This is a genomic window from Pseudomonas sp. Tn43 (genome assembly GCF_014192635.1).
GTDB lineage: Bacteria > Pseudomonadota > Gammaproteobacteria > Pseudomonadales > Pseudomonadaceae > Aquipseudomonas.
On sequence record NZ_JACHYG010000002.1, the window covers coordinates 365,695 to 389,222 of the forward strand.

The following is a 23,528-nucleotide window of genomic DNA, read 5'->3' on the forward strand; positions in this document are numbered from 1 at the left end:
AGGCGGATCAATCCGCTGGAGATAAGTATGCGGAGCATCGGCTGCATTGATTAGCGCACGCAATGGAATATCATTGAAGAATAAAATTCACATGTTAGGTGGTCATGGACAGTCGAAGCGGAGAAATGCAGGTATTCACCAAGGTCGTCGAGACCGGCAGTTTCTCAGGAGCAGGAAAGCTACTGAACCTGACGCCGTCAGCAGTAAGCAAGCTCATTACCCGACTCGAAGTGCGGTTAGGCGTGCTTCTTTTTGAGCGCTCCACACGACAGCTAGTAATCAGTGGCGAGGGGGCCCGCTTCTACGATAGCTGCGTCCGCATACTCAACGACATTGAAGAGGCAGAGCACGATGCGGTCGGCTCGACAGCGGTGCCCAGCGGCCTCTTGCGAATCAATACTTCGGTGCCTTTCGGCACGCATCAGCTCCTGCCAATAATTAGTGATTTCAACCTCCTGTATCCCGACATCACACTCGATCTTTCACTGACAGACGCCTTGGTAGATCTGAAGCGTGAGCGCATTGATGTAGCGATACGTATGGGGCCGCTGAATGACGCCAGTTTTCGCGCACGCATATTGGGAAGCAGCCGCCGGGCAGTCGTGGCGTCACCCGAGTATTTAGCTCGCCATGGTGCGCCGAAAACGCCGGATGAGCTGGAGAATCATCGCTGTTTTAATTTCAACTTCCGCCGATCTCGTGATGAGTGGCCTTTCAAGCTGAACCAACAAACGCAATATCTGGCGGTGCGCGGCGATATGCTGACCAACAATGGCGAAACCATGCGCCAGATGACGATCAATGGATTAGGGATTAGTCGGCTTGGAATGTTTCATATCGCTGAAGATGTGAAAGCGGGCAGGCTGGTCGAATTGCTCGCTGATTTCAATGCGGGAGACACTGAGGACATCACCGCGATCTTCAATAATCAACGCTACATGCCGCAGCGGGTGAGAGTTTTTATTGATTTTCTGGTGGAACGAATCGGGCCGTTGTTGAGTTCGCTTCGCTAAAAACAAAGACCGCAGTCTTAACTGCGGTCTCTGTCTTTTTTCCGTGAAACTTCGTCCCTGTCAGCAAATTTTTACGAGCCCGATTCAGGCCACTTGGTGCATTTCGTCAAGCTCGAACTCTTGAATGCAGTGTCCAGCGGTATTACGAAACGTGCTTACAGCTTCGCCCTGCATGTGCTTTTGCCAAGCTTGAACTGACTCCCAACGCTCGAAAAACGTCACCAGACCAGGCTCCTGATTGGACACAAAAAGCTCATAGCTAAGGCAGCCTGGCTCCTCGCGAGTCACGGAGACCAACGCTTTTTGAGCATTGATCATCTGTTCCTCAAAGCCTTCCTTAGCCCGCGCGCGGGCGATGATTACCAAGGATCCATGCATCGTCTTTTCTCCTTTTCGAAGTTACTGGACTTTAGGCGGGTACTGATCAATGTCTTCAGCCGATGGGCCACCGTTCACCCAATCCACGACCCAACCGCTTTCCAAGATGTTGAATGTTTGTGACCCAGCTGGTAACCAAGCTTCGTGCACGACTCCACCAGGAGCGCGAAAGAAGCCTCCGTTTTGGATCTTGTAGTGCACCCCTTCGGATTCGAAGTCATGTGTACCACCTACCATGACCACATGGGTTTCTGCGCGTTGATGGGTGTGGGGTTTGATGTGCACTGCCACAGGCGTACGGAACATCAACGTAGTCAGGCCGGTCGCCTTATCCTCATGAAGAATGGCGTACTCTGGGGATCTTTTTCCCAACTGCGGAATGGTCTTCTGCCATTTAAATTGGCTGGGGTTAATCAGCTCAGGCAAGATTGAGGCGGACGACTGCTGCTCAGGAGAAGCAGTCGCGTTTTGAGTCATTCCTTGGATGGCGATCAGCATCGCACCGAGGGTTAGGAGCTTTCGGAAAGAAGGTTGCATGGTGACGATCTCGTTGAGCCGTTGATGGAGGCAAGTATCCATTGGCCCATAGATCGGGATTAGCCACCAGGCGGGAACATGTTTGATGAATCCAATTCAAACCGCACGAGCCACACAGCCAGCAGTGGAGCAAGCCGAATGGCTGCTAATCGCCGTTCTCTGCCGGTCATGATCACAAAGCGTGATGCTCAATTCCGATGCAAATGACTGGTCAGGTCGATGCAAATGGGTGGACAAGTCTGTGCAATTACCCATTTACGTATCAAACGCTGCTCTTGAGCCAGGTTTCAAAGCGCGTCGGTCCGATGATGGGGTGTTCTCCCGGCGTGAGCGAGTGGTCATCGATCGGCGCGCCGAAGTAGGGGACCGTGTCGTCCGCTTGGGCCTGGCGCGGGTCGTTAGTGTGTTGCAAAAACAGGCGCACGAACTCCACCAGCGGCCAGCGCTCGGGGCCCGCCACTTCCAGGGTCTTGTTGCTGGGTGCTTGCACCGCCACTTTCGCCAGCGCTATCGCGACATCGACCGCGGCAATCGGTTGCAGCTCGGCGGAGGTCAGGCGGACGGTGTCGCCGTCCTGCATGCCCGAGTGCGAAATGGCCCCGATGAATTCGAAGAACTGCGTGGCCCGCACTATTGTGTAGGGGATGCCTGAGTCTTTGATGAGTGTTTCCTGGGTCATTTTCGCCCGGAAGTAACCGCTGTCGAGCATGCGCTCGGTGCCCACCACCGACAGAGCGACATGGTGTTTGACACCGGCGGTTTTCTCGGCGGCGAGCAGGTTGCGCCCGCTGGTTTCGAAGAACTCGAGCACGGCAGCGTCTTCGAAGGAGGGCGAGTTGGCCACGTCGACCACCACGTCGGCGCCTTGCAAGGCGGTTTGCAGTCCTTCGCCGGTGAGGGCGTTGACGCCGGTGCTGGGTGATGCGGCCAGGGTTTCATGCCCCAGCTCTTGCAGGTTTTTGCACAGGTGTTTGCCGATCAGCCCGGTACCGCCGATGACGACGATTTTCATGACGAGTCTCCCGATGCGATGTCAGTCCCGAGTGTTTGGACAGATCGAGGGGCTGACGTTGAATCCTGCAACCATTAAAGACCCGCAATGCAATGGCTCCGTGTTGTCCGATAGGTGGTTCGCCCGGACGACGATTCGGGCATCTTGAAAAAATGCAGAGATGCGCACAAAAAGACCGGAAAAACGGATTAGCGGGAATGTTATATTGCCAGCCTTTGTACCTCGTCATGCTTTGAAACATGAAGTGTGATTAAGGCGACTCAAACGCTTTTCAGTACCCAGCAGTAAGATTGATAACGCGCCGAGGATCGGGCGCCAGGTTTCGTTATGCATGGCAGGAGGCGTTACATGCGTTGTGTTCTTTCACTGCTGATCACGCTGGTCTGTGCCCAGGTGGCATGGGCCGAGCCCACGGCCCAATTGTCGGAACCGGTGGGCGGCTGGCGCTATCACGGCCTGCTGGACCGCAGTGAACATCCCCGCGTCGCCTATCCCACGCCGCCCATCGACCGGGGCGTGCAGCGCAATCGGACGATGATCGAAGGCCAGCTCAAAGCCCTCGGCACGTTGCGTCCGCCCCATAGCCTGGCAGTCAACGGCAATCCCCTGAATTTATACACCGACGACCAAGGGCGTTTTGCCCGGCCGTATGCGTTCGGCGCCGGCTCCAACAGCGTCGAAGTGCGCAGTTCCGAGGGCAAGTCGCTCAAGCGCGTTCAATTCTATGAAGCCAACAATTTGCGCACGCCAGCGCGTATTCGCGTGGTGCTGGGTTGGGACGATCCCAAGGCCGAACTTGATCTGCACATCATTACCCCCGACGGCCAGCATGCATTCTGGGCTCGCCCGGCGATGAGCAATGGCGGTGGCCTGGACCCGGACGGGGTCGATGGCCCCGGCCCGGAAATGTTCACCATGACTGCGCCGATGCATGGCACTTATCTCGTTTACGTGAACTATTGGGGCAACTTCGGCAGCGGCGGCTATAACTTCGATGAGACCAGCAACCAGAACGAGGTCATCACCTCGCAAATCAATCTGGTGCTCAACGAAAACACCGTCGACGAAAAACGCGAGACCTTCATCGTGCCTTTGCGGGCGATCGGCGACCTGCTGCTGGTCAAGACTTTCAACTATTAAACATCCCGCACCACGGATGAATTGTGCTTTGTAAACATGAGCGTGAACATGAGCGATAACACGATTTCACCAGCCGTTCCCCCGGCCGCCGACGCACCTGCCGCCAACACTTCCCGTCGCTGGCCGGCGCTGGTCATCGGGCTGTGTCTGGTGGCCGGCGTGGCGGGCGGTTTGGGGTGGTTCCTGAACAAACCCAAGGCTCCGCCCGCGGAACTGGCCAGTGACAAACTGGGCATGAGCCGACCGGATGGTTTGCTCGAAACCCACTCCTTGAGCCAGTTGCCCAAGGATCTGCTGGCGGTGCCGTTTCTCAAGGAAACCCTGACCGAAGATTTCGTCTTCTATTACCAGGCCCACGCCGACCGCCTCGGTTTGATCGGCAGTCTGCGGCGGATCATTTACGAGCATGACCTCAAATGGCAGGACAGCCTGATCGAGCAGCTGTTCGATCAACCGGCGGACGTGGCGCTGTGGCGCGGGGCGGATGGGCGTCTCAAGGATTTTCTGTTGGTGATGGATCGCGGCGGGCTGGCCAAGGTGCTGGAGCCGCTGGCGAAAGTGGCGCTGGATGATACGCAGCTGAGCAAGCTGGCTGAAATCAAAGTCGCCGGCGATGTGGTGCCGCTTTATCAACTCTCCTACAACAACAGCAAAGCGCTGCTGTTTGCCTCACATGGCGACAAACTGGTGGTGCTGTCCAACCCGGCCAAGCTTTATGACACCGGCCACGGTCCAGTCGACGAACCCGGCATGGTCTCGACCGAATCGCTGGAAGCACTGCTCGGCGGCCAGAAACTGTTCCCTGAAGCCTTCGGCCTGCAACCCCGCGCGCCTGAGGTCAAACAACGCCTCTCGGTCAATTCCAGCGTTCTGGCCATGGGTTACCAGCGCTTTATCCCGAACTTCGCCGGCCTGCGTTTCGACATGGACGACAAAGGCTGGCACAGCTTCCTCGCCATGGACGAACTGGAGAACCAGCCCGACTTCGACTTCAAACCGATCTGGCAGGCCATGCCGATGGGCGCCAGTGCTTGCGTGACCTTGCCGCTGGCCGCCGAACAACAGAAACCGCTGCTGGTGAAACTCGGTGCCGACGACGCTGTGGCCCAGGCCCTGACCGAACACATGGCCGGTGCCGCCGGCTTGTGCTGGTACGCCGATTCGCGGCTGTACACGCCGCTGCTGGTGGCCAGCCTGAACGACGATGACAGCGCCAAACTCGACGGCGACCTGGGCAACCTGTTCAGCTCGATGGTCGGCGCCTACGAAGGCAATGTCGCCGAGCATGCGTTCCCGGTGATCGAGAAACAGGAAGGCCAGACCCATCAGTGGCAGCGCCAGGTCAGCTCCAACTTCGGTCCCTACAAGGCCAAGGATGCCGAGCAACCCGACGCGATCACTGGCAAAGCCTTTATGCGCGTCAGCCTGGCGCGCCACGGTTCGACGCTGCTGTTCTCCCTGGACGACAAACTGGTCGACAAAGCCCTCGGCACACTTGATAAACGCTTCCCGCCCATGGCTGACGTCGTGCCGAAAGACCTGCTGATGCCGATCTATTTCGGCCCGGACTCCATGGCGCAACTGATGCAACAGGAAACCCTCGACAGCCTGCCGCAAGACATGGAGCCGGTGTTCTACAACGCCGCGCAAACCTACCTGATCCCGAAACTGCGCACCCTCGGCGGCTATGGCAAATATGCCCTGACCTTGCCTGAAGGCAGCGAGCCCGACGGCCACTGGCAATGGTTGCCGCTGGAGTGGAAAGCCCTGTGACAGCACTTATCCGAGGCCTCGGCCTGCTGGCGTTGTTGCTGGGGACTCGCACCTTTGCCAGCGAAGCCGCCGCGCTCGACCCGCAGCAATCCCAGGTATTTCGCGCCTGGTTCGTGCGTATCGCCCAGGAACAACTGACCCAAGGCCCGAGCCCGCGCTGGTATCAGCAGGACTGCGCCGGGCTGGTACGGTTTGCCGCCAACGAAGCGCTCAAAGTCCATGACGACAAATGGCTGCGCAGCAATGGCCTGTCCAACCGCTACCTGCCGCCGGAACTGCAGCTGAGCGATGCCCAACGCAGCCTCGCCCAGCAATGGCAGCAGGGCGGCGGCAAGGTCGGGCCGTACGTCAACGCGATCAAACTGATTCAGTTCAACAGTCATCTGGTGGGGCGCGATCTGGCCCAGGCCCGGCCCGGCGACTTGATGTTTTTCGATCAGGGCGACGACCAGCACCTGATGATCTGGATGGGCCGCTTCATCGCCTATCACACCGGCACCACCACCCCCACTGACAACGGCATGCGCTCCGCAAGCCTGCAACAACTCATGACATGGAAGGACACCCGATGGATACCCGACGCAGCCAACCCCAACTTCATCGGCGTCTATCGACTCAACTTCCTCTCCCAATGACCGGTGCCCGCATGCTGCGCATTTGCTCTCCAATTCTATTGCTGCTGGCCCTTCTGGCGCCTTTGGCCACGGTCAACGCCGAAGACACCGTCGAGCCAAGCGGCTATACGCCGGTGGCCGGTGAAAGCTTTTTCCTGCTGGCCGACAGCAGTTTCGCCAGTGACGAACAGGCAATGGTTCGCCTCGAAGCGCCGGGCCGCGATTACCGTCGGTTCCGCATGGAGCCTTACGGCGGCGCCGACATTCGTGTGTACCGCATCGACAAGCCGCTGGATTTCCTCAAGCGCCAGAAGAACCTGCACCGCGTGGTCAGCGATGGTCAGTTCAAGGGCGAAGGCCTGTCGAATACCCTGGCGTACCTGTGGGACAACTGGTACCGCAAATCCCGTCGCGTGATGCAGCGGGCGTTTTCCTATGAGTCGCGCAAACAAGTCACCGAAGAAGTGCCGGAACTGAAGATGGGCACCGCCATCGCCGCGCCAACGCCTTACGACGCACAGCCGCAATTCGCCTTGATTCCGGGCCTGCCGGTGGTCAGTCAATTCCGTTATCCGCTGTGGCAAGCCAAACCGATCCAGCCGCCCAAAGGCGTAAACCTGGCCGGTTCTTCCAGCCAGTTCGTCAGCGTCTCGCCGGGCAACGTGTACATCCCGTTGGGCAACCTGAAGCCGGGTCTGTATCTGGTGGAAGCGCTGATCGGCAAGTACCGCGCGACCACCATGGTTTTCATTTCCAACACTGTGGCCGTGAGCAAGATTGCCGGCGATGAACTGCTGGTATGGGCCGCACGCAAACACGAAGGCAGTTCGGTGCCCAAGGTCAATGTGCTGTGGACCGATGGCCTGGGCGTGATGAGCAGTGGCGCGACTGACGCCGATGGTTTGCTGCGTCTGAAACACGTCAGCCCCGAGCGCTCGTTCGTGATTGGCGAAGACGAAGAGGGCGGGGTGTTCGTCTCCGAGAACTTCTATTACGACAGCGAAATCTACGACACCAAACTTTATGCATTCACCGACCGGCCGCTGTATCGGCCGGGGGATTGGGTGTCGCTGAAAATCGTGGGTCGCGAGTTCAAGAACGCGCGGGATTCCGTGGCGCCGAGCGCTGCCGACGTCAACGTCACCGTGCTCGATGCCACGGGCACGGCGCTACAATCGCTGGCACTGAAGCTCGATTCCAAGGTCGGTACCCAAGGCCGTTTCCAGTTGCCGGACAACGCCGTGGCGGGCGGTTATGAACTGCGTTTCAGCTACAAGGATCAGGCCTACAGCAGCGCCTTCCGTGTCGCTGAGTACATCAAGCCGCATTTCGAGATTTCCCTGAATCTGGCCAAGCAGGATTACCGCACCGGCGAACCGGTGAAGGGCAATCTGGTGTTGCTGTACCCAGACGGCAAACCGGTGGCCAATGCCAAGTTGAGCCTGAGCCTGCGCGCCCAGCAACTGTCGATGGTCGATAACGAGCTGCAATACCTGGGGCAATTCCCGGTGGAGTTGACCAGCGCCGAACTGACCACCGATTCCAAGGGCAACGCCAGCCTCGATCTGCCCGCCGCCGAGAAACCGAGCCGCTACATGCTCACCGTGTTCGCCAGCGATGGCGCGGCGTATCGGGTCAAGACCACCAAGGAAATCCTCATCGATCGCGGTGCTGCGAGTTTCCGCTTGAGCGCGCCGCAGCGGTTCAGCGCGGTGGGCGGCCAGGTTGCCTTCAGCTATGCCAACGAAGGGGGCAGCGAGCAGAGCAAAGCGGTCAACCCGAGCAGCTACAGCTGGGTACGACTGGAAGATCAGACCACTGGCGAAGGTAAACTCACCGCCCAAGATAAAGGCTTCACCCTGGCCTTCGATCGTCCGGGCACTTACAACCTGACGCTGAAAGATGATCACGGCCGCGTGCTTGGCGCAACCGGTCATTCGGTCACTGGCGAAGGCGTCAAAGCCGTGCCGGGCACCGTGGAAATCGTCCTCGATAAACCCGAGTACAAAGCCGGCGATGAAGCCCTCGCGTTGATCACTTTCCCCGAGCCGATCATCGATGCGCTGTTGTCGCTGGAACGCGACAAGGTCGAGGCCACGGCGCTGCTGTCCAAGGGCAGCGACTGGTTGACGATGGAAAAACTCAGCGACACCCAATACCGTGCGCGCATCCTGGTGAAGGACAATTTTGCGCCGAATCTGACCTTCTCCGTGCTCTACACCAAGGGTGGTCAGTACAGCTTCCAGAACGCCGGGATCAAGGTTGTCGCGCCGCAAATCGACGTGGCCATCACCACCGACAAAGAGGCGTATCAGCCCGGCGATACCGTGTCGGTTGACCTGACCACGCAGTTCGCCGGCAGGCCGATTCCGGCGCACCTGACGGTCAGTGTGGTCGATGAAATGGTCTACGCCCTGCAACCGGAAGTCGCGCCGACCATCGACCAGTTCTTCTATCACCCGCGCCGCAACAACGTACGCACCAGCGCCAGTTTGTCGTTCATCAGCTACGACGTGGCATTGCCGGGCAGCCCAGGCGCGCCGGGCAAAGCCAACCGCAGTGAACGCGGGGTGAAAGTGCTGGAGCGGCCACGTCGTGAAGACGTCGACACCGCCGCGTGGCAGCCGGAATTGATCACCGATGCGAATGGCAAAACCCGCTTCACCTTCAAAATGCCGGACTCGCTGACCCGCTGGCGCATCACCGCCCGCGCCATTGCCGATGACGGCCAGGTCGGGCAGAAAAAGCAATTCGTGCGCTCGGAAAAACCGCTGTACCTGAAGTGGAGCGGGCCGACCAGATTCCGCAACAGCGACAAACCGGACCTCGGTGTGTTCGCTTTCAGTCAGGCCGATAAACCGGTCAAGGCCGAGTTGGTGATTCATTACGGCGGTGCAGAACAGCGTGTGCCGGTGACCTTGAACAACGGCATCAACTACATCGCCTTGCCGGCGTTCACTGTGGCCAATGGCGAGTGGACCGCCGAGTTGGTGCAGGACGGCAAAACCGCTGATGCCCTGGCCGTGCGCCTGAGCGCAACCGGCGAAGGCTGGCAGGTGACTCAAAGCCAAAGCCTGGATGTGGCCAGCGGTGATACGCCGTTGACCTTGCCCGCAGACGCCACGGATATTCGCCTGCGTCTGGACGACAGCCCGCAAGCGCTGTTCCGTTCGGCGCTCGATGATTTGCTGAGTTATCCGTACGGCGGCGTCGAGCAAACCGCCAGTCGTTTGCTGCCGTTGAGCATCGCTTATCCGACCTTGTCGTCGAACCCGCAGATCCGCGATCGCTTGCGTTTGATCATGCAGAACAGCCGCCTGCGGCTGGTGCAAATGGCCGGCCCGTCGGCGAGCTTCACCTGGTGGGGCTATGACGGTGAGCCGGATGCGTTCCTCACTGCTTATGCCTATTACGCCGACTGGCACGCCAGCAAAGCGTTGGAACTGAGCCTGCCGCCGGAGCATTGGCAGCGGGTGTTGGACGTGTACGCGAAGCAGTCGAAGAACACGCCGTTGTTGCAGCGGGCGTTGATTCTGTCGTTTGCCAGACAGATGCAATTGCCGGTGAACACACTGCTCAGCGGTTTGATCGATGACCTGGTGAAAGCCGGCGAAGGTCATGGGGCGAGCGTGATGGACGACGGCGAAGAGAGCCTGGTCATGAGCGATCCGGATTCGGCATTGGGGCTGGCCAGCGCTCGGGTACTGGCCGCATCGTTGGCGTACCAGGCCAAGGTCATTCTGCCGCAGGCTTTCAATGGTCAACTGGCGGCAGCGCAGCAACAGGTCGCTGCCAGTTCCCAGCCGTTTGTCGAAGCCTTGAACCTGTCGCTGCAAGCCTTCGATCAGGCTCACGCGCAAGCGTTGTTGCAACGCCTGTTGCCGCAGCAATCGACCCTGGAACGCGCCTTGGCGCTGACCTGGCTGCAACGCAGCATCGAGCAGGCTTCACCCACCATCGCATTGGCACCGGGCGAAGGCTGGAAGAAAAACTACGGTGACACCGGTGAGATGTACTGGACGTGGCAGGGTCCTGCGCCCGTGCCCGCAGTGTTGTCGCTGACCGGGGAGCAAGAGCGCCCGCTTCGCGCCGCGCTGAGCTATCGGACCCAGCAACCGCCAGTAAGCCCGATGGCCGTGACCATCACCCGTCGTCTGTCGCGTCTGGTGCCAGGTGACGAAGCGTTCGAATTCAAACTCGAAGCCGTCGGCAGCAAACCGTTGTCCAGCGATAGCCTGTACCTGGATGAAGTGATCATCACCAGTAAAGCTGCAAAACCGCTGCGCTACGGCATGCTCGAAGTGCCGCTGCCTCCGGGCGCGGACGTCGAGCGCACCACCTGGGGCATCAAGCTGATGGGCAAGGCCGGCACCGAGCCGACCGCCCTGGAGAAGGCCCGCTTCGAACCGGGGCAAATGGCTTACGCGATTCCGGTGGATGCCTTGAGCGGTGAATTGCGCCTGCGTCATCTGGTGCGCTTCTCGCAAAAAGGTCAGTTCAACTTGCCGCCGGTGCGCTTCACTCAGGTTTACGCACCGCAGAATCAGGCTCAGGAACAGAAACCGGCACTCGGTCAGGTCACGGTCCACTGACATGACCCGGCGTCTGGTCTGGTGGTTGTTGTGTTTGCTCCCTGCGCTGGCGACCGCGCAGGACGAAGCGTTGCGCCTGGGCTTGAAGGATGAACTGCTGTCGTTGAACCGCACTCAGGTGATCGCGCGCGAGCCATTGCCTGCTGATCTGCAGACGCCGCTGGGCAGCTTGTGGAAGCTGTTTGTCTACGGCTGGCTGGTGGACACCGGCGCGCGTGAACCGGCTTATGAGTGTCGCGGGCAATCGAAGGAAGAGGTTTATTGCTGCACGGCGGGCGGCAGGATTGAGCGTGATCAGGCGTTGGTGAAGTCTTGCGGGTTGTATTTCGAGCCTGCGCGCCTGGGCATTGCCGGTGCTGAGTGGCGCGAGTATTGGCAGGCGAGACAAGCGCCGAAGTGGCTGTTGGACTTGCCCTCGTTACAACCGCAGACCCGGGTTTCGGTGGGTGAGCTGCTGAAGGCCTTGGCCGTGATGCCGGCGCAGGATCAGGCACGGCGGGTGTTGCTCGATGTGGTGCTGAATGCGGCTGACGGCAATGTCGTGGGCGAACTCGGTGGTCGGTTGCGGGTGAAAACCTGGAGTTGGCTGGGGGATCAAGACCCTTCATCACGCCAGGGCGGGTTCGCAGGCTGGACAGCGGACGGTACGCCAATCTGGGCCGGTGGGCGCGGCACCAGTCAAATGGTCTTGCGCAATTACGGTCAGGCACTGGCGACGGTACTGCCTTCGTCCTGGCCCGCCGAGGTAGGGAAGTGCGTCGAGGTCGGTTTGTTTGCGCGGTATCCGCTCAAACGCGTGCTGTCGGGAGATCGCGTGTTGGCGCCCGGGCCTTTGCAAGGCGACTATCGCGTCGAGTTCGCCAACGGCAATCAACTCGATATCCATAGCGACGGCGAGTTGTTCCTGCTCAACGACAAACTCGTCGCCCGCCTGGACCGCGAAGAATACGTCGCCCGCGTCCTGCAGCGCGAAGCCAGACCGGAACCTGCCGAAGCCGCCAAAGCCCTGAGCGTCGCGATCCGCACCTACCTGCTGCAAAACGCCACGCGCAACGGCGCTTGCTTGAGCATCGATGACAGCAGCAGCCGACAGCGCGTCGCCCCACGCCCGGCCGCCACCGAGTCGCGCAACATCGCGGCGTGGACCAGCGATCTGGTCCTCGCCGGCAGCAACATCACTTATCACTCCGACCAACCGGGGCCGGACAAGCTCTCCTGGCAGCAAGCCGTCGAGCAGGCCAACGCCGGTCAACGCTACGACGCCATTCTGCTGCACGCATACCCACGCGCCAGCCTCAGCCGCTGGGATAACCCCGTCGCCTCCTGCGAAGCGCTTCCCGCTGCGCAAGACTGGTTGCAAAAGCAGCGTCGCGGCTGGCGTCTACGGCTGGAAAGCGAAGTCGGCTACAACGAAGTCAGCACTTTTGCCGTTTGCCGCCTGGCCTTTGGCCGTCCTTTTGTCGACCGCGAACGCCAGCGCATTTACGTGCGCGGCGTGCTGTCGCTGCAAGACCGCCTCGACCTGACCCACGAATACCTGCACCTGGCCTTCGAAGCACACCCCAACGGCCAGGATGAAACCTACATCGAAGGGCTCGCCCGCCACCTCTTGCTGGAATAGGCCATGAAACTCCGTTACCCACAGGTCCTCCTGTTCCTTTGTTCCTTTTGCGTATGGCCGACCCCGTTCGCCGCCGATAGCGCGGTCAAACTCGACACACCCATCGGCGGCTGGCGCACCGGCGCACCCCAAGGCGAAGGCGAAAGCTTTCGTCAGACGGTTAATTACCCGGCGTCCTCGGTCAATACACCGGTGGGGCAGGCCAATACCGCCCGCATTACCGGCCAGATCAAATCCGCGCCCAAGGGCAATGAGCCCGGCAAGCTGATCGTCAACGGCGTCAGCATGCCGCTGAAAATCGACCCCGCCGGCCGCTACGATCGCCCGTTCTCATTCCCCAACGGCAGCAACAGCGTTGAAGTCCGCAGCCCCGATGGCCAACAACGGCATCGCACCCAGTTCCTCAACACCAGCGGCGGCGCCACCCCGGCCAAGTTGCGAGTGCTGCTGGCCTGGGACAGCGACGGCACCGACCTTGACCTGCATGTCGTCACGCCTGAAGGCGGCCACATCTGGTACGGCAACCGCGTCGCAGCCAATGGCGGCGCACTCGACGTCGACGTCACCACTGGCTACGGCCCGGAAATCTTTGCCATGCCGGCGCCGATCAAGGGCCAATACCAGGTCTACGTGAATTACTACGGTGGCGGGTATCGCAGTGATGAGCAGGGGCAGGAAGAGGCAGCGCAAGCCCTGACCACGGCGCACATCACAGTAATTACGGAGGAGGGGACGCCGAACGAGAAGATGGAAACGTTCCTGGTGCCGATGCGGGCGGTGGGGGAGTTGACGTTGGTTAAGGGGTTTAGTTATCCGTGATTAGCAGTCCGGTCTGTAGCAGCTGCCGAGCCCGCGAGGCTGCGTTCGAGGACGAAGTCCTCACCAATCGGTGTACACGGTCCCATCTGAAAGTACCGGTTGCCTGATTTTACGACTGCTTCGCAGCCGAACGCAGGCTTCGCCAGCTGCTACAGGGAATGCGTCGGCTGGCAGCAGTGGTCGAGCCTGCTTGAGGGCGATCGATGTAGGTCACGTGTTTGCTCCCGACGATTAGCCTACGCTTTCGTCTCGTCAATGAAGAAACCTGCCAACCACCGTTGTCGTAGCCCCAGCAGCTCCAGATAAAAAGGAGAACCGCATCATGAACGTCTTGCTCAGAAGCATCGGACTGTCATCGCTACTGGTGGCCACTGCGGCGTTCGCTCATCACGGCTGGAGTGAGTACGACTCCAGCAAGTCCATGCAATTGAGCGGAACCATCGAGGAGTCCGGTTATTCCCATCCGCACGGGCTCTTGCGGCTCAGAACAGCCGACAAGACGTGGACCATCGTTCTGGCACCACCCTCGCGCATGGAGAACCGTGGGCTGTCCAAGGACATGCTGAGTGTCGGTACGACGGCGACCGTGGTCGGTTATCCGAATCGAAACAAACCCGATGAACTGCGAGCAGAGCGCATCACTGTCGGCGATAAAACCACCGAGTTGCGCTGATGGACACCACAAGTGCCCGCCTGGGGACAGGTCAGGCGAGCTGGCTGGACTGGCTGGATGACTCGCAACTCGGGCTGGCCATGCGCAGTGAGTTATGGCTTTACCCGATAGTCGAGGTCGTTCATATTCTTGGCTTCGTGGTGCTGGTCGGCTCGGTGTTCATGTTCGATCTGCGGGTGCTTGGCCTGTCCAAAGATATCCCGGTGACAGCACTGGCTCGCCATCTGCTGAGATGGTCCGTTGCTGCCCTCGTGTTGATCGTACCGGCCGGTCTGATGATGTTTACGGCCCATCCCCATGATTTCGCCACCAACAATATTTTCATTTTAAAGTTGTGTCTGATCGCGACGGCGGGCCTCAACGCCGCCCTTTTTCACGTCGGTGTTTACCGTTCAGTCGGCCGGTGGAACACACGCATCGCCGCACCTGCAATCGCCAAAGTACAGGCAGTGCTCTCGATAGGCTTATGGGTCTCCGTGGTGCTGTGCGGCCGACTGTTGGCCTATACCTGACTCACAACGCCGAACCCAGCAGCTGGAGATACAGCGGGCTCTCGGATATCGAATTGTGGCCCGTGCCCGGTATCACCTGCAGCGTGGCCACGCCTTGGGCGAAATGTGTGTAAAGGCGCTCCGTGCTTGAGCGCGGTATGACTTCGTCGTGCTCGGCGGCAATCAACAGCGTCGGTACGGTGATGTGAGCGGCGTATTTCCAGGATTGGAACCTGTCCCGCAGCAGCCACTTCACCGGGAACCCGCGGAACTGGCGGGCGGCGAGGTCTTCAAGGCTGTTGTAGGGCGTGATCAGGATCAGCCGCGAGGCCGGGCGTTGGCTGGCCAGGCGCACGGCGACGCCCGAACCCAGGCTGCGCCCGACTACGGCGATAGTGGGGTGAGTGTTGTAGACAAAGTCAAACAAGGTCATGGCATCGCGTTGAATCGCCTCTTCGGAGGGCGATCCGGAACTGCCACCGTAGCCGCGGTAATGCAGCAAATAGATCGCATGATCGGCAAAGGCCCGGGAAAAATCGGGCAGATTGCGGGAAACGTCCTCGGCATTGCCACCAAAGTAGATCAACGCTTTCGGGCCGTCATGCGGCCTGACGGTCACCAGCACTTGCGCATCGGCAACCTGCAACGTCAGCAGCGTTTCGGGCGCGTCGATCGCGCGGGGTTGCGGGTAGTAAATCAGGGCACGCTGAAATACGAACAGCGTGGCACAGAGCACCAGGTAGGCAACGACAACGAATGCGAAGAGGGACATCAGGGGGCGCGACATTCGGCTAAGTTTAGTGAACGACATGGACTGCTCTGGCCTGACGACGGCTATCGCTTGAGCGCTGTCAGAGTGTAGTACATCGATAGTGGCGGTATGGGAGCGCACCGATGTCCGAGATTCGACGCTTGTATTCGGGCGCCGTCCCATGACGGCCACCGACGCGCTGAAATGGGTCAAGGTTCTGCCGTCCGAACGAACGGCCCTGGTGTTGGGTTTCGCCTTCCATTTCTGCGTGCTTGCCAGTTATTACCTGGTGCGGCCTTTGCGCGATGCCTTGGGGCTGGAGGGCGGTGCCGACAAGTTGCAGTGGTTGTTCACCGCCACTTTCGTGGTGATGCTGCTGATGGTGCCGCTGTTCGGCGCGCTGGTTTCGCGGCTGCCTGCCATGCGTTTCGTGCCGCTGATCTATCGCTTGATCGCCTTGTCGATGCTGGTGTTTGGCGTGTTGATCGCTCAGCGCATTGCGCCGGTGACCGTTGGGCGGGTGTTTTTCGTCTGGATCAGCATCTACAACCTGTTCATCGTTTCGATTTTCTGGAGCGTGCTGGTGGACCGCTTCTCCAGCGAGCAAGGGCGACGGCTGTTCGGCTTTATCGCGGCGGGTGGCACCCTGGGCACGTTCATCGGGCCGCTGCTGGCCGCGACCATGGCCACCCATTTGGGGCCGGTGGCGTTGACCGTTGCGGCGGCCATGCTGCTGGAATGTGCGGTGCGCTGTTATCGGGCGCTGTTGTCGCGCACCACATCGCAGTCTGGCAGTCGCTGGCTGGATGAGCGGCGCATGGGCGGCAGCATGTTGGCCGGAATCACACTGATCCTGCGCTCGCGCTATCTGATGGGGCTGGTGCTGTTCATGTTGTTGCACACCAGTGCCGCGACGTTGCTGTATTTCGAACAGGGAAGGATCGTCGCTGGCAGCTATGCTGATGTGGCCAGCAGGACGCAATTCTTCGCCGTCGTCGATTTGATCGTGTCGGCGCTGACGTTGCTGTTTCAACTGCTGCTGACCGCGCCATTGATCCGCCTGGTCGGTATCGGCGGGGCGTTGCTGGCGTTGCCGTTGGCGACGATTGTGGCGTTTGGCGCCATGGCTTTGGCGCCCGTGCCGGCAACCGTCGCGCTGGCGCAAGGGCTGCGCCGCGCCGTGGAGTTCGCCATCGTGCGCCCGGCGCGAGAAGTGTTGTGGACGGTGGTGAGCCGCGAGGAAAAGTACAAGGCCAAGAATGTGATCGAAACCTTGGTGTATCGCGGCGGTGATGCCGCCAGTGGCTGGCTCTCCGCCGGGTTGACCGCGCTGGGCGCGGGATTTGCTCTGGTGGCGGTGGTGATCGTGCCATTCGCCGGGCTGTGGGGCTGGTTATGTCTGTGGCTGGCCAGACGCCAGGAGCAAAGGGCGACCATGAATGAACAGCCAGGGGGAATTCCATGACCGGTCCTGCTGTCTTCACGCGTAGAAGACTACTTACGCTGGCTGCCGGTGTTTCGGCGGTCTTCACCTTCGACCGGGCCTTTGCTGCATCGGTGCCGTCGACGGAAACAGGAGGCAAGAACATGCTGACCCGAGCCATTCCTTCCAGCAACGAGCCGTTACCCATGGTCGGGTTGGGCACCTATCGCGGCTTTGATGTCGCGCCGTCCGACGCCGCTTACAAGCAACTGCCCGCGGTGCTCAGTGCATTGTTCGAGAAGGGCGGCACGGTGATTGACAGCTCACCGATGTATGGGCGCGCCGAGCAGACGACCGGTGAATTGCTGTCGATCCATCGGCCTCGTTCGCCTGCGTTTCTGGCCACCAAGGTCTGGACCCGTGGTCGCGAAGAAGGCATCGCGCAGATGGAACAGTCGTTCAAGCTGTTGCAGACCGACCGTATCGACCTGATGCAGATTCACAACCTGCTGGACTGGAAAACCCACCTGCCCACCTTGCGCCAATGGAAGAAAGAAGGGCGCATCCGTTACATCGGCATCACTCATTACACGGCGTCGGCGTATGACGAAGTGGAGGCCGTGTTGAAAGCCGAGCCGATGGACTTTTTGCAGATCAACTATGCCCTGGACGACCGCGGCGTCGAGAAGCGCATCCTGCCGCTGTGTCGCGAACGCGGTGTGGCGGTGATCTGTAATCGGCCGTTTGGCGGCGGTGGCTTGCTCACTCGATTGAAAGGCACACCGCTGCCGGGGTGGGCTGCGCAAGTGGAGGTCAATAGCTGGGCGCAATTGGCGCTCAAGTTCCTGTTGGCTCATCCGGCGGTCACCTGTGTCATTCCAGGCACGAGCAACCCGCGCTACATGGCGGAAAACGCTGGTGCCGGTTTTGGCCCGATGCTCACGGATGCGCAGCGTCAACAGTTGATGGCGTTGGTGAGGTAGGCCCGTTGGCGAATAACGCATCTGTAGCAGCTGGCGAAGCCTGCGTTCGGCTGCGCAGCAGTCGTGAAATCGGGCACTGCTGTTCGTCAGGCACACCGCGCATTCAGGGTTTACGACTGCTGCGCAGCCGAACGCAGGCTTCGCCAGCTGCTACAAGGAGTGCGTCGCTGCTGAAGTGGCTTAACTGACTGACATTCCAGCTGCCGGCAATGCGTCGGCAGTCTCCAGCGGAATCTCCAGGGTGAAAACCGCTCCGTGACCCGGTCCGTCGCTATGGACGCGAAGATGCCCGTTCATCTCCACCGCAGCGAGCGCACAACTGTGCAGGCCAAAGCCGTGGCCTTCCTTGCGCGTGGTGAAGCCGTGATTGAAGATGCGGGTCATGTTCTCGGGGGCGATCCCTTCGCCCTGATCTTCCACGCTGAGGCGCAGCGTTACGTTATCGACGATCTTGATGCCCAGCGTCATATGGCGCTGACGGTCGCTGATCTTGGACATCGCATATTTGGCATTGCTGATCAGGTTGATCAGGATCAACAGCAGTCGGTGTTTGTCGCCGATGATCGTCGGCGTGTCCTGGTAGTCCTTGGTGACGACGACATGGTGCCGACTCAACGCGCCGGAGTTCATGCGTAACGCATCCTCGAACAGATCGACGACGCTCAACGGCTCAACCAGCCTGGCGGCCCCGGCATAGGCCTGTTGAGTGGACACGATGTCCTTGATGTGATCGATGCTGTTGGTGAGTTGTGACAGTTCATCAACGATGCTCGATTGCTCGGCCGCGATGGAGTCGACCAGTTGATTGAGGTAACCGCGAAGCAGTTTGCCTTTTTCATCGAAGGTCATGAATTGCCCCAGGTCTTCGGCATGCTCGTTCATCATGTTGACTGCTTTACCCAGGCCCAGGGTTTTGCTGACCGCCAATTTGCGGGTAATCAAATCTGCGGAGACGTTAACGCTGTTCAGTACATTGCCAACGTTGTGCAACACATTGGTTGCGATCTCTGCCATGCCGGCCATTCGTGCGGCATCGACCAGTTCGCGCTCGGCTTCGAGCAATTCGCGGGTGCGTTCCTCGACGCGTTGCTCCAACCGCTCGTTTGCCGTTTGTAACTCGTTGTTCATCTTGTTGATCACGGCATAACTGCGAATCAGGCGGCCGGCCAGATACAACAGCAGCAGCGCCATGATGCCGGCGCATATTCCGAGATAAAGATGATATTGGCGATATGTCGCACCGGCGCGCCGTTGTGTCTCGTTCAATAACTCGTTGATGCTGTCCAGTTGCTGTGCGACCGGAATCACACTGATGCGATCCAGCAGGTCATTGACGATGGGCTGTTCTCGAACAATGGCATTCACATGTTCGACAAATGCAGTAAAAGGCTGGCGCCGATCAAGGGGCAGTTGACCGATGTATTCGTTGAGTTCGTTCAATTGACGGGCGATCTCGTCGGCTTTGTTACGGGAGACATAAAGAGCGTACTCAAGGGTTGCCAATGTGAGATCGAATACGTTTGAGGCGGCGATCACATCCTGGTGGCTGTTCTTGTCCAGCAATGCCTGAATGTCATCTTCCTGTTCGGGCAGGGCATCCAGTGAAGTTCGCAATACCGTGTTGTGCTGTTTGAATTGCTCGACCAATCGGGTTTTGTTTTCCACTGCATCCAGATACCCCTGGCGTCGCGATTGCCAAAGGTTCGAAAGCGGGCCGGCAGCGTTGAGGTCGTCGAGCTGCTGCCATCGTTGCTCTGCTTCAGGATGCGCCACCAGAAGCAGATTGTTGTTCATGCCGATTTTTGCTCTCAGAATTTTCACGTTCCAGTTGGCATCGAACTGCTTGAGTTGGCGAACGAAATCGCGCGACTCGAAGTAGGTCGATGTGTCATGGGAATAGGATTTGATCAGCAAGAATATCAATACACTGAAAAGGGTCAGCGCAATGGCGCCCAGGGCCGTCCATTTGTAATGATTGGAAAGCTTCATTGCGGCATTCCTCCCCAGGCCATCTTGAGAGAGAGGTTTTGCCAACGGTCAATGATTTCCATTTTTGCGCTCCCTGCAAAATGGCGATAATCACCACATTGTTTGTAAGCCTAGCGTTGTTGGTGGACACCGTTGAAAAAAACACCGAATGGCAAGGCGCCCCCTTTGTGACAGCCCTGAATGTTGAAACGCCCCCGGGCGGATTCAATGACGCCCAGGGGCGTTGTTTTACAGAGAGAGGCTATGGATGACCTGACGACTGTCATCGGGGTCGTGACGGGTCTCAAAGCCCAAGCCTTTGGCCAAATCGCGCATGGGGGCATTGTTGGCGGCGTCGATGGAATACATCTGACGGAAACCATTCCTGCGCGCGGCCTTGATCAGATGCTCCATCAGCGCCGTGCCCAGGCCCAGATGCTGGTATTCATCGGCGACCGTCACGGCGCATTCACACTCGTTGTCGGAGGTGGCGGCATAGCGGCTGATACCGATTTCAACCAGTTTGCCGTTGTCGTGGATCAGCGCGATGTAAGCCAACCGCTTCTTGCCGTCGACATCCATCAACTGGTCGAGCATGGCCGTGCCGGGCTCATTGACTTGCGCCAGAAAGCGCATATGCCGCGATTCCGGGGACAGGTGCTTGATAAAGGCGTATTCACGCTCCCGGTCTTTTTCTTTCAGCGGCCGGATCAGCACATGGCGCCCGTCTTTGAGCGCTTCAATCCAGTACTGTCCGGAGACGGCGGCGTAGACGGCGGCCGCTCGGTCATTGTGGTCTTTAACAGTGAGCATGATGCAATCCTCCATCCGGGTTGAAAGGCTCTCGTGTGGCAACCAACCACGCGGTTCCTTTCTTTTTACGCCACTGGCATCCCTTGAATCTGATCTGGATCAGACACTCGTGACAGGCAGGCTCAAACGCTGGCATCTGATGTAAATCAACCGGGGCAGGGGATAACGAGCGCAGTCTGGGAACATACCGGCGCTTTGGACCGGCACCGAATCGAGGTGTGTGATGGGTCACTATCAACGGGTGTTGCTGATCGCCGACCGAACCTTGTACCAATCTCCGGCCTTGCAGCGCGCCGCTGCCCTCGCCAAGGTCAGCGGCGCGATTCTGGATGTGCGGGCGTTCATTGAACCGGCCCCGATCATCCATTTGTGGGAAGAAAAAACCGATGAGGCAGCGTACCAGCGCTATCTGCGCCGATATCGCCGCTGGATGGCGGAAGAAATTCAGCGCCTCAGCGGTGAGGGGCTGAAAGTAAGCGTGGAAGTGGTCTTCACCACTCATCCATTGCTGGACATCCTGAGGTGCGTCGAAGATCTCAAGCCCGACCTGCTGGTCAAGGATGTCACGCTGGAGCCGCTGCTCAAGCGCGTGTTCGTCACCCCTCTGGATTGCCACCTGCTGCGCGAATGCCAAGTGCCGGTGCATCTGGTCAATCAGGCCCGTCATGCTTTGCCGCACCGGATCGTGGCGGCGGTGGACCCGTTCGACCCCTCGACGCAAATCAGCGGCCTCAACGACACCATCATTCAATCGGCGAATGCACTGGCCCTGCAATGCGATGCACCGCTGCATCTGTTGTACGCGTATGACTTGTCGGCGGCCTTCAATGGCGATGTGCCCCTGGTCAGTGGCGGGTGGAACGTAGACTTAGTGGAGGAATTGCGGCAATCCCTGCACCAGGCGTTTGTCAGCCTGGCCGATCGCTATGGCGTGCCACCGGAGCGCCGGCATTTCATCATGGGCCTGCCGGCGCCGGTGCTGAGTGAGTTTGTCGAGGAATATCTGGTCGATGTGGTGGTGATGGGCACCGTGCATCGAACGGGGTTCGATCGATTGATTGGTAGCAACACGGAGCGAGCGCTTTACTCGGTGCCGGGTAGCATTCTGGCGGTCAAACAGCCGGGATCGCGTGTCAGGGGATGAGCACAATCGCGCCTTTGACCTGACCGGCCCGCAGGCTTGCCAGTGCCTGATTGGCATCGTCCAGGGCGAAACAGGTCACATCGCTGTGGACAGGCGTATGACGCAGCTCTGCAAAAAACGCCGTGCCGTCCTCGCGGGTCAGGTTTGCCACTGAACGGACACTGCGTTCGCCCCATAGCAGGCGATAGGGGAAGCTGGGGATGTCACTCATGTGGATGCCCGCGCAAATCACACAGCCACCCTTGACGGTGGCTTCCAGCGCCAACGGCACCAGCGCACCGACGGGGGCGAAGATCAGGCTGGCATCGAGCGGGTGCGGCGGCGGTTGATCCGAGGGACCAGCCCATTCGGCGCCCAGGGTTCGGGCATAGGCCTGACCCTCGCTGTCGCCCGGTCGGGTGAAGGCATACACCTGCTGTCCCCGGCCCCGTGCTACCTGAATCGCCAGATGCGCCGCCGCGCCGAAGCCATAAAGACCCAGATGATGCGCCCCTTTGGCCATTTGCAAGGCGCGAAAACCGATCAGCCCGGCACACAGCAGCGGTGCGGCTTCGGCGGCCGAGAGCGCGTCCGGGATGGGGAAACAGAAATGGGCGTCGGCAACGGTGAACTCGGCATAGCCGCCATCCAGGTGACAGCCGGTGAACCGGGCGCGATCGCAGAGGTTCTCCCGGCCCGAGCGGCAGAATGTGCACTCACCGCACGTCCAGCCGAGCCAGGGAACGCCGACGCGCTTGCCCACCCAGTCGGGTGCAACGTTGGCCCCCACCGCCGTCACTTCACCGACGATTTCATGGCCCGGTACCCGCGGCAGCACCGCTTGCGGCAATTCACCGTCCACCAGATGCAGGTCGGTGCGGCACACGCCACAGGCCAGGACTTTGATTAACAGCTGGTGCGCGTCAGGGCTGGGGATAGCGCGCTCTTCCCGTTGCAGTGGCTGGCCGGGGGCATGCAAAACCATGGCGCGCATGACGATTCTCCAAAAGCCGATGCACCTGGGGGGTCAGGTAGGCGACTGTCGGTGACAGCCGGCGACCAATTGCTTGAGCCCATCCAGATTCAGGACTTTGACGTTACGCCCGCAAATCTCGACCAATTCCAGATCCCGCAGATGAGCGATGCCCCGACAGATGGTTTCCAGGCGCAGGCCCAGGTACGAACCGATCTCTTCGCGGCGCATCTTCAGCACGAAGTCGCTGGACGAGTACCCGCGAATGCTCAGCCGTTGCGACAGGTTCAACAGAAAGGCCGCCAGGCGTTCATCGGAGTTCATGTTGCCCATCATCATGAGCAAGTTGTGATCACGCACGATCTCCCGGCTCAGGAGCTTGTTCATGTTGTGTTGCAGTGAGGGCAGTTCGTGGGCGAGTTTCTCCAGTTGTGCGTAGTGCAGGGGGCAGACTTCACTGTCCTCCAGGGCAAAAGCACTGCAGGCGTGCCGATCGTCACTGATGGCATCCAGGCCGAGCATCTCGCCGGGTATCTGAAAACCGGTCACTTGCTCGCGGCCGTCGACCGACAGCATGCTGGTCTTGAATGAACCGATACGTACCGCATACAGCGAACGCAACGGATCACCGGCCCGGTACAGGGCTGCGCCTTTTTTAACCTTTACCCGCTGAACGATCAGGGTATCCAGCCGCTCGACCTCCTGGCCGGTCAAGCCGATCGGCAGGCACAACTCCAGGACGCTGCAGTTGGAGCACGCGGCCTTCAGATAATGATGTTGATATGGCCGTATTTCGGGCATCGCCGTAGCCCCCTGACAGTGGGGTAAAGG

The 23,528-nt window shown here is 59.6% G+C and carries 20 protein-coding genes; 12 read left to right on the forward strand and 8 right to left on the reverse strand.

Annotation, left to right across the window (positions count from 1 at the left end; all coding sequences use genetic code 11):
- Window positions 1-104: 104 nt before the first annotated feature.
- Window positions 105-1,013 (forward strand): LysR family transcriptional regulator, encoded by a 909-nt coding sequence (locus FHW68_RS05980; protein ID WP_095631314.1) that lies wholly within the window; start codon window positions 105-107, stop codon window positions 1,011-1,013.
- Between the two features lie 84 nt (window positions 1,014-1,097).
- Here the strand turns inward: FHW68_RS05980 and FHW68_RS05985 are convergent, their stop codons facing one another.
- The 3 genes from FHW68_RS05985 to FHW68_RS05995 form a co-directional block, all read right to left on the reverse strand.
- Entirely contained in the window at window positions 1,098-1,391 is a 294-nt protein-coding gene (locus FHW68_RS05985; protein ID WP_095631313.1) for a putative quinol monooxygenase, read from the reverse strand.
- A gap of 21 nt (window positions 1,392-1,412) precedes the next feature.
- Window positions 1,413-1,928 carry a cupin domain-containing protein gene (locus tag FHW68_RS05990; protein ID WP_095631312.1) on the reverse strand — a complete coding sequence of 172 codons (516 nt, stop codon included), beginning with the start codon at window positions 1,926-1,928 and terminating at the stop codon, window positions 1,413-1,415.
- A gap of 262 nt (window positions 1,929-2,190) precedes the next feature.
- Window positions 2,191-2,940, reverse strand: coding sequence for an SDR family oxidoreductase (locus FHW68_RS05995; protein WP_183679332.1), 750 nt, complete (start codon window positions 2,938-2,940; stop codon window positions 2,191-2,193).
- A 348-nt stretch (window positions 2,941-3,288) separates the two neighbouring features.
- Between FHW68_RS05995 and FHW68_RS06000 the strand changes: the two genes are divergently transcribed.
- From FHW68_RS06000 to FHW68_RS06035, 8 genes are all read left to right on the forward strand, one after another.
- Entirely contained in the window at window positions 3,289-4,080 is a 792-nt protein-coding gene (locus tag FHW68_RS06000; RefSeq protein ID WP_095631310.1) for a YfaP family protein, read from the forward strand.
- Window positions 4,081-4,128: 48 nt separating this feature from the next.
- Complete coding sequence (locus FHW68_RS06005) at window positions 4,129-5,853, forward strand: DUF2138 domain-containing protein (protein WP_095631309.1); 1,725 nt, start codon at window positions 4,129-4,131, stop codon at window positions 5,851-5,853.
- Entirely contained in the window at window positions 5,823-6,488 is a 666-nt protein-coding gene (locus tag FHW68_RS06010; protein WP_221217039.1) for a DUF1175 family protein, read from the forward strand. The genes FHW68_RS06005 and FHW68_RS06010 overlap by 31 nt, the downstream gene beginning before the upstream one ends.
- Complete coding sequence (locus FHW68_RS06015; protein WP_183679930.1) at window positions 6,485-11,059, forward strand: alpha-2-macroglobulin; 4,575 nt, start codon at window positions 6,485-6,487, stop codon at window positions 11,057-11,059. The genes FHW68_RS06010 and FHW68_RS06015 overlap by 4 nt, the downstream gene beginning before the upstream one ends.
- 1 nt (window position 11,060) lies before the next feature.
- Entirely contained in the window at window positions 11,061-12,680 is a 1,620-nt protein-coding gene (locus tag FHW68_RS06020; protein WP_183679336.1) for a DUF2300 domain-containing protein, read from the forward strand.
- 3 nt (window positions 12,681-12,683) lie between these two features.
- Complete coding sequence (locus FHW68_RS06025; RefSeq protein WP_095631305.1) at window positions 12,684-13,499, forward strand: YfaP family protein; 816 nt, start codon at window positions 12,684-12,686, stop codon at window positions 13,497-13,499.
- Between the two features lie 322 nt (window positions 13,500-13,821).
- Window positions 13,822-14,172 (forward strand): DUF6152 family protein, encoded by a 351-nt coding sequence (locus FHW68_RS06030; RefSeq protein ID WP_095631304.1) that lies wholly within the window; start codon window positions 13,822-13,824, stop codon window positions 14,170-14,172.
- On the forward strand, window positions 14,172-14,684 hold the full coding sequence (locus FHW68_RS06035; RefSeq protein ID WP_095631303.1) for a DUF6644 family protein: 513 nt from the start codon (window positions 14,172-14,174) through the stop codon (window positions 14,682-14,684). Before FHW68_RS06030 ends, FHW68_RS06035 begins: the two co-directional genes overlap by 1 nt.
- Window position 14,685: 1 nt before the next feature.
- On the opposite strand, the gene FHW68_RS06040 is transcribed toward FHW68_RS06035, so the two are convergent.
- Window positions 14,686-15,474, reverse strand: coding sequence for an alpha/beta hydrolase (locus tag FHW68_RS06040; protein ID WP_095631302.1), 789 nt, complete (start codon window positions 15,472-15,474; stop codon window positions 14,686-14,688).
- Window positions 15,475-15,595: 121 nt separating this feature from the next.
- Here FHW68_RS06040 and FHW68_RS06045 point away from each other — a divergent pair, with 121 nt between their 5' ends.
- Together FHW68_RS06045 and FHW68_RS06050 are read left to right on the forward strand one after the other, a co-directional pair.
- On the forward strand, window positions 15,596-16,879 hold the full coding sequence (locus FHW68_RS06045; RefSeq protein WP_183679338.1) for an NTP/NDP exchange transporter: 1,284 nt from the start codon (window positions 15,596-15,598) through the stop codon (window positions 16,877-16,879).
- 122 nt (window positions 16,880-17,001) lie between these two features.
- Complete coding sequence (locus FHW68_RS06050; protein ID WP_095631300.1) at window positions 17,002-17,820, forward strand: aldo/keto reductase; 819 nt, start codon at window positions 17,002-17,004, stop codon at window positions 17,818-17,820.
- Window positions 17,821-18,000: 180 nt separating this feature from the next.
- On the opposite strand, the gene FHW68_RS06055 is transcribed toward FHW68_RS06050, so the two are convergent.
- The gene (locus tag FHW68_RS06055; RefSeq protein ID WP_095631299.1) at window positions 18,001-19,809 is read right to left on the reverse strand and encodes a DAHL domain-containing protein; all 1,809 of its coding nucleotides are present in this window, start codon (window positions 19,807-19,809) and stop codon (window positions 18,001-18,003) included.
- A gap of 228 nt (window positions 19,810-20,037) precedes the next feature.
- Window positions 20,038-20,601, reverse strand: a complete 564-nt coding sequence (locus FHW68_RS06060; protein WP_095631298.1) for a GNAT family N-acetyltransferase — start codon at window positions 20,599-20,601, stop codon at window positions 20,038-20,040.
- A 223-nt stretch (window positions 20,602-20,824) separates the two neighbouring features.
- On the opposite strand from FHW68_RS06060, the gene FHW68_RS06065 reads away from it, so the two are divergent.
- Window positions 20,825-21,745 carry a universal stress protein gene (locus tag FHW68_RS06065; RefSeq protein ID WP_095631297.1) on the forward strand — a complete coding sequence of 307 codons (921 nt, stop codon included), beginning with the start codon at window positions 20,825-20,827 and terminating at the stop codon, window positions 21,743-21,745.
- On the opposite strand, the gene FHW68_RS06070 is transcribed toward FHW68_RS06065, so the two are convergent.
- Both FHW68_RS06070 and FHW68_RS06075 read right to left on the reverse strand, forming a co-directional pair.
- Window positions 21,735-22,718 carry a zinc-dependent alcohol dehydrogenase family protein gene (locus FHW68_RS06070; protein ID WP_095631296.1) on the reverse strand — a complete coding sequence of 328 codons (984 nt, stop codon included), beginning with the start codon at window positions 22,716-22,718 and terminating at the stop codon, window positions 21,735-21,737. The genes FHW68_RS06065 and FHW68_RS06070 overlap by 11 nt on opposite strands.
- Window positions 22,719-22,751: 33 nt before the next feature.
- The gene (locus FHW68_RS06075) at window positions 22,752-23,498 is read right to left on the reverse strand and encodes a cyclic nucleotide-binding domain-containing protein (protein WP_095631295.1); all 747 of its coding nucleotides are present in this window, start codon (window positions 23,496-23,498) and stop codon (window positions 22,752-22,754) included.
- Window positions 23,499-23,528 lie beyond the last annotated feature (30 nt).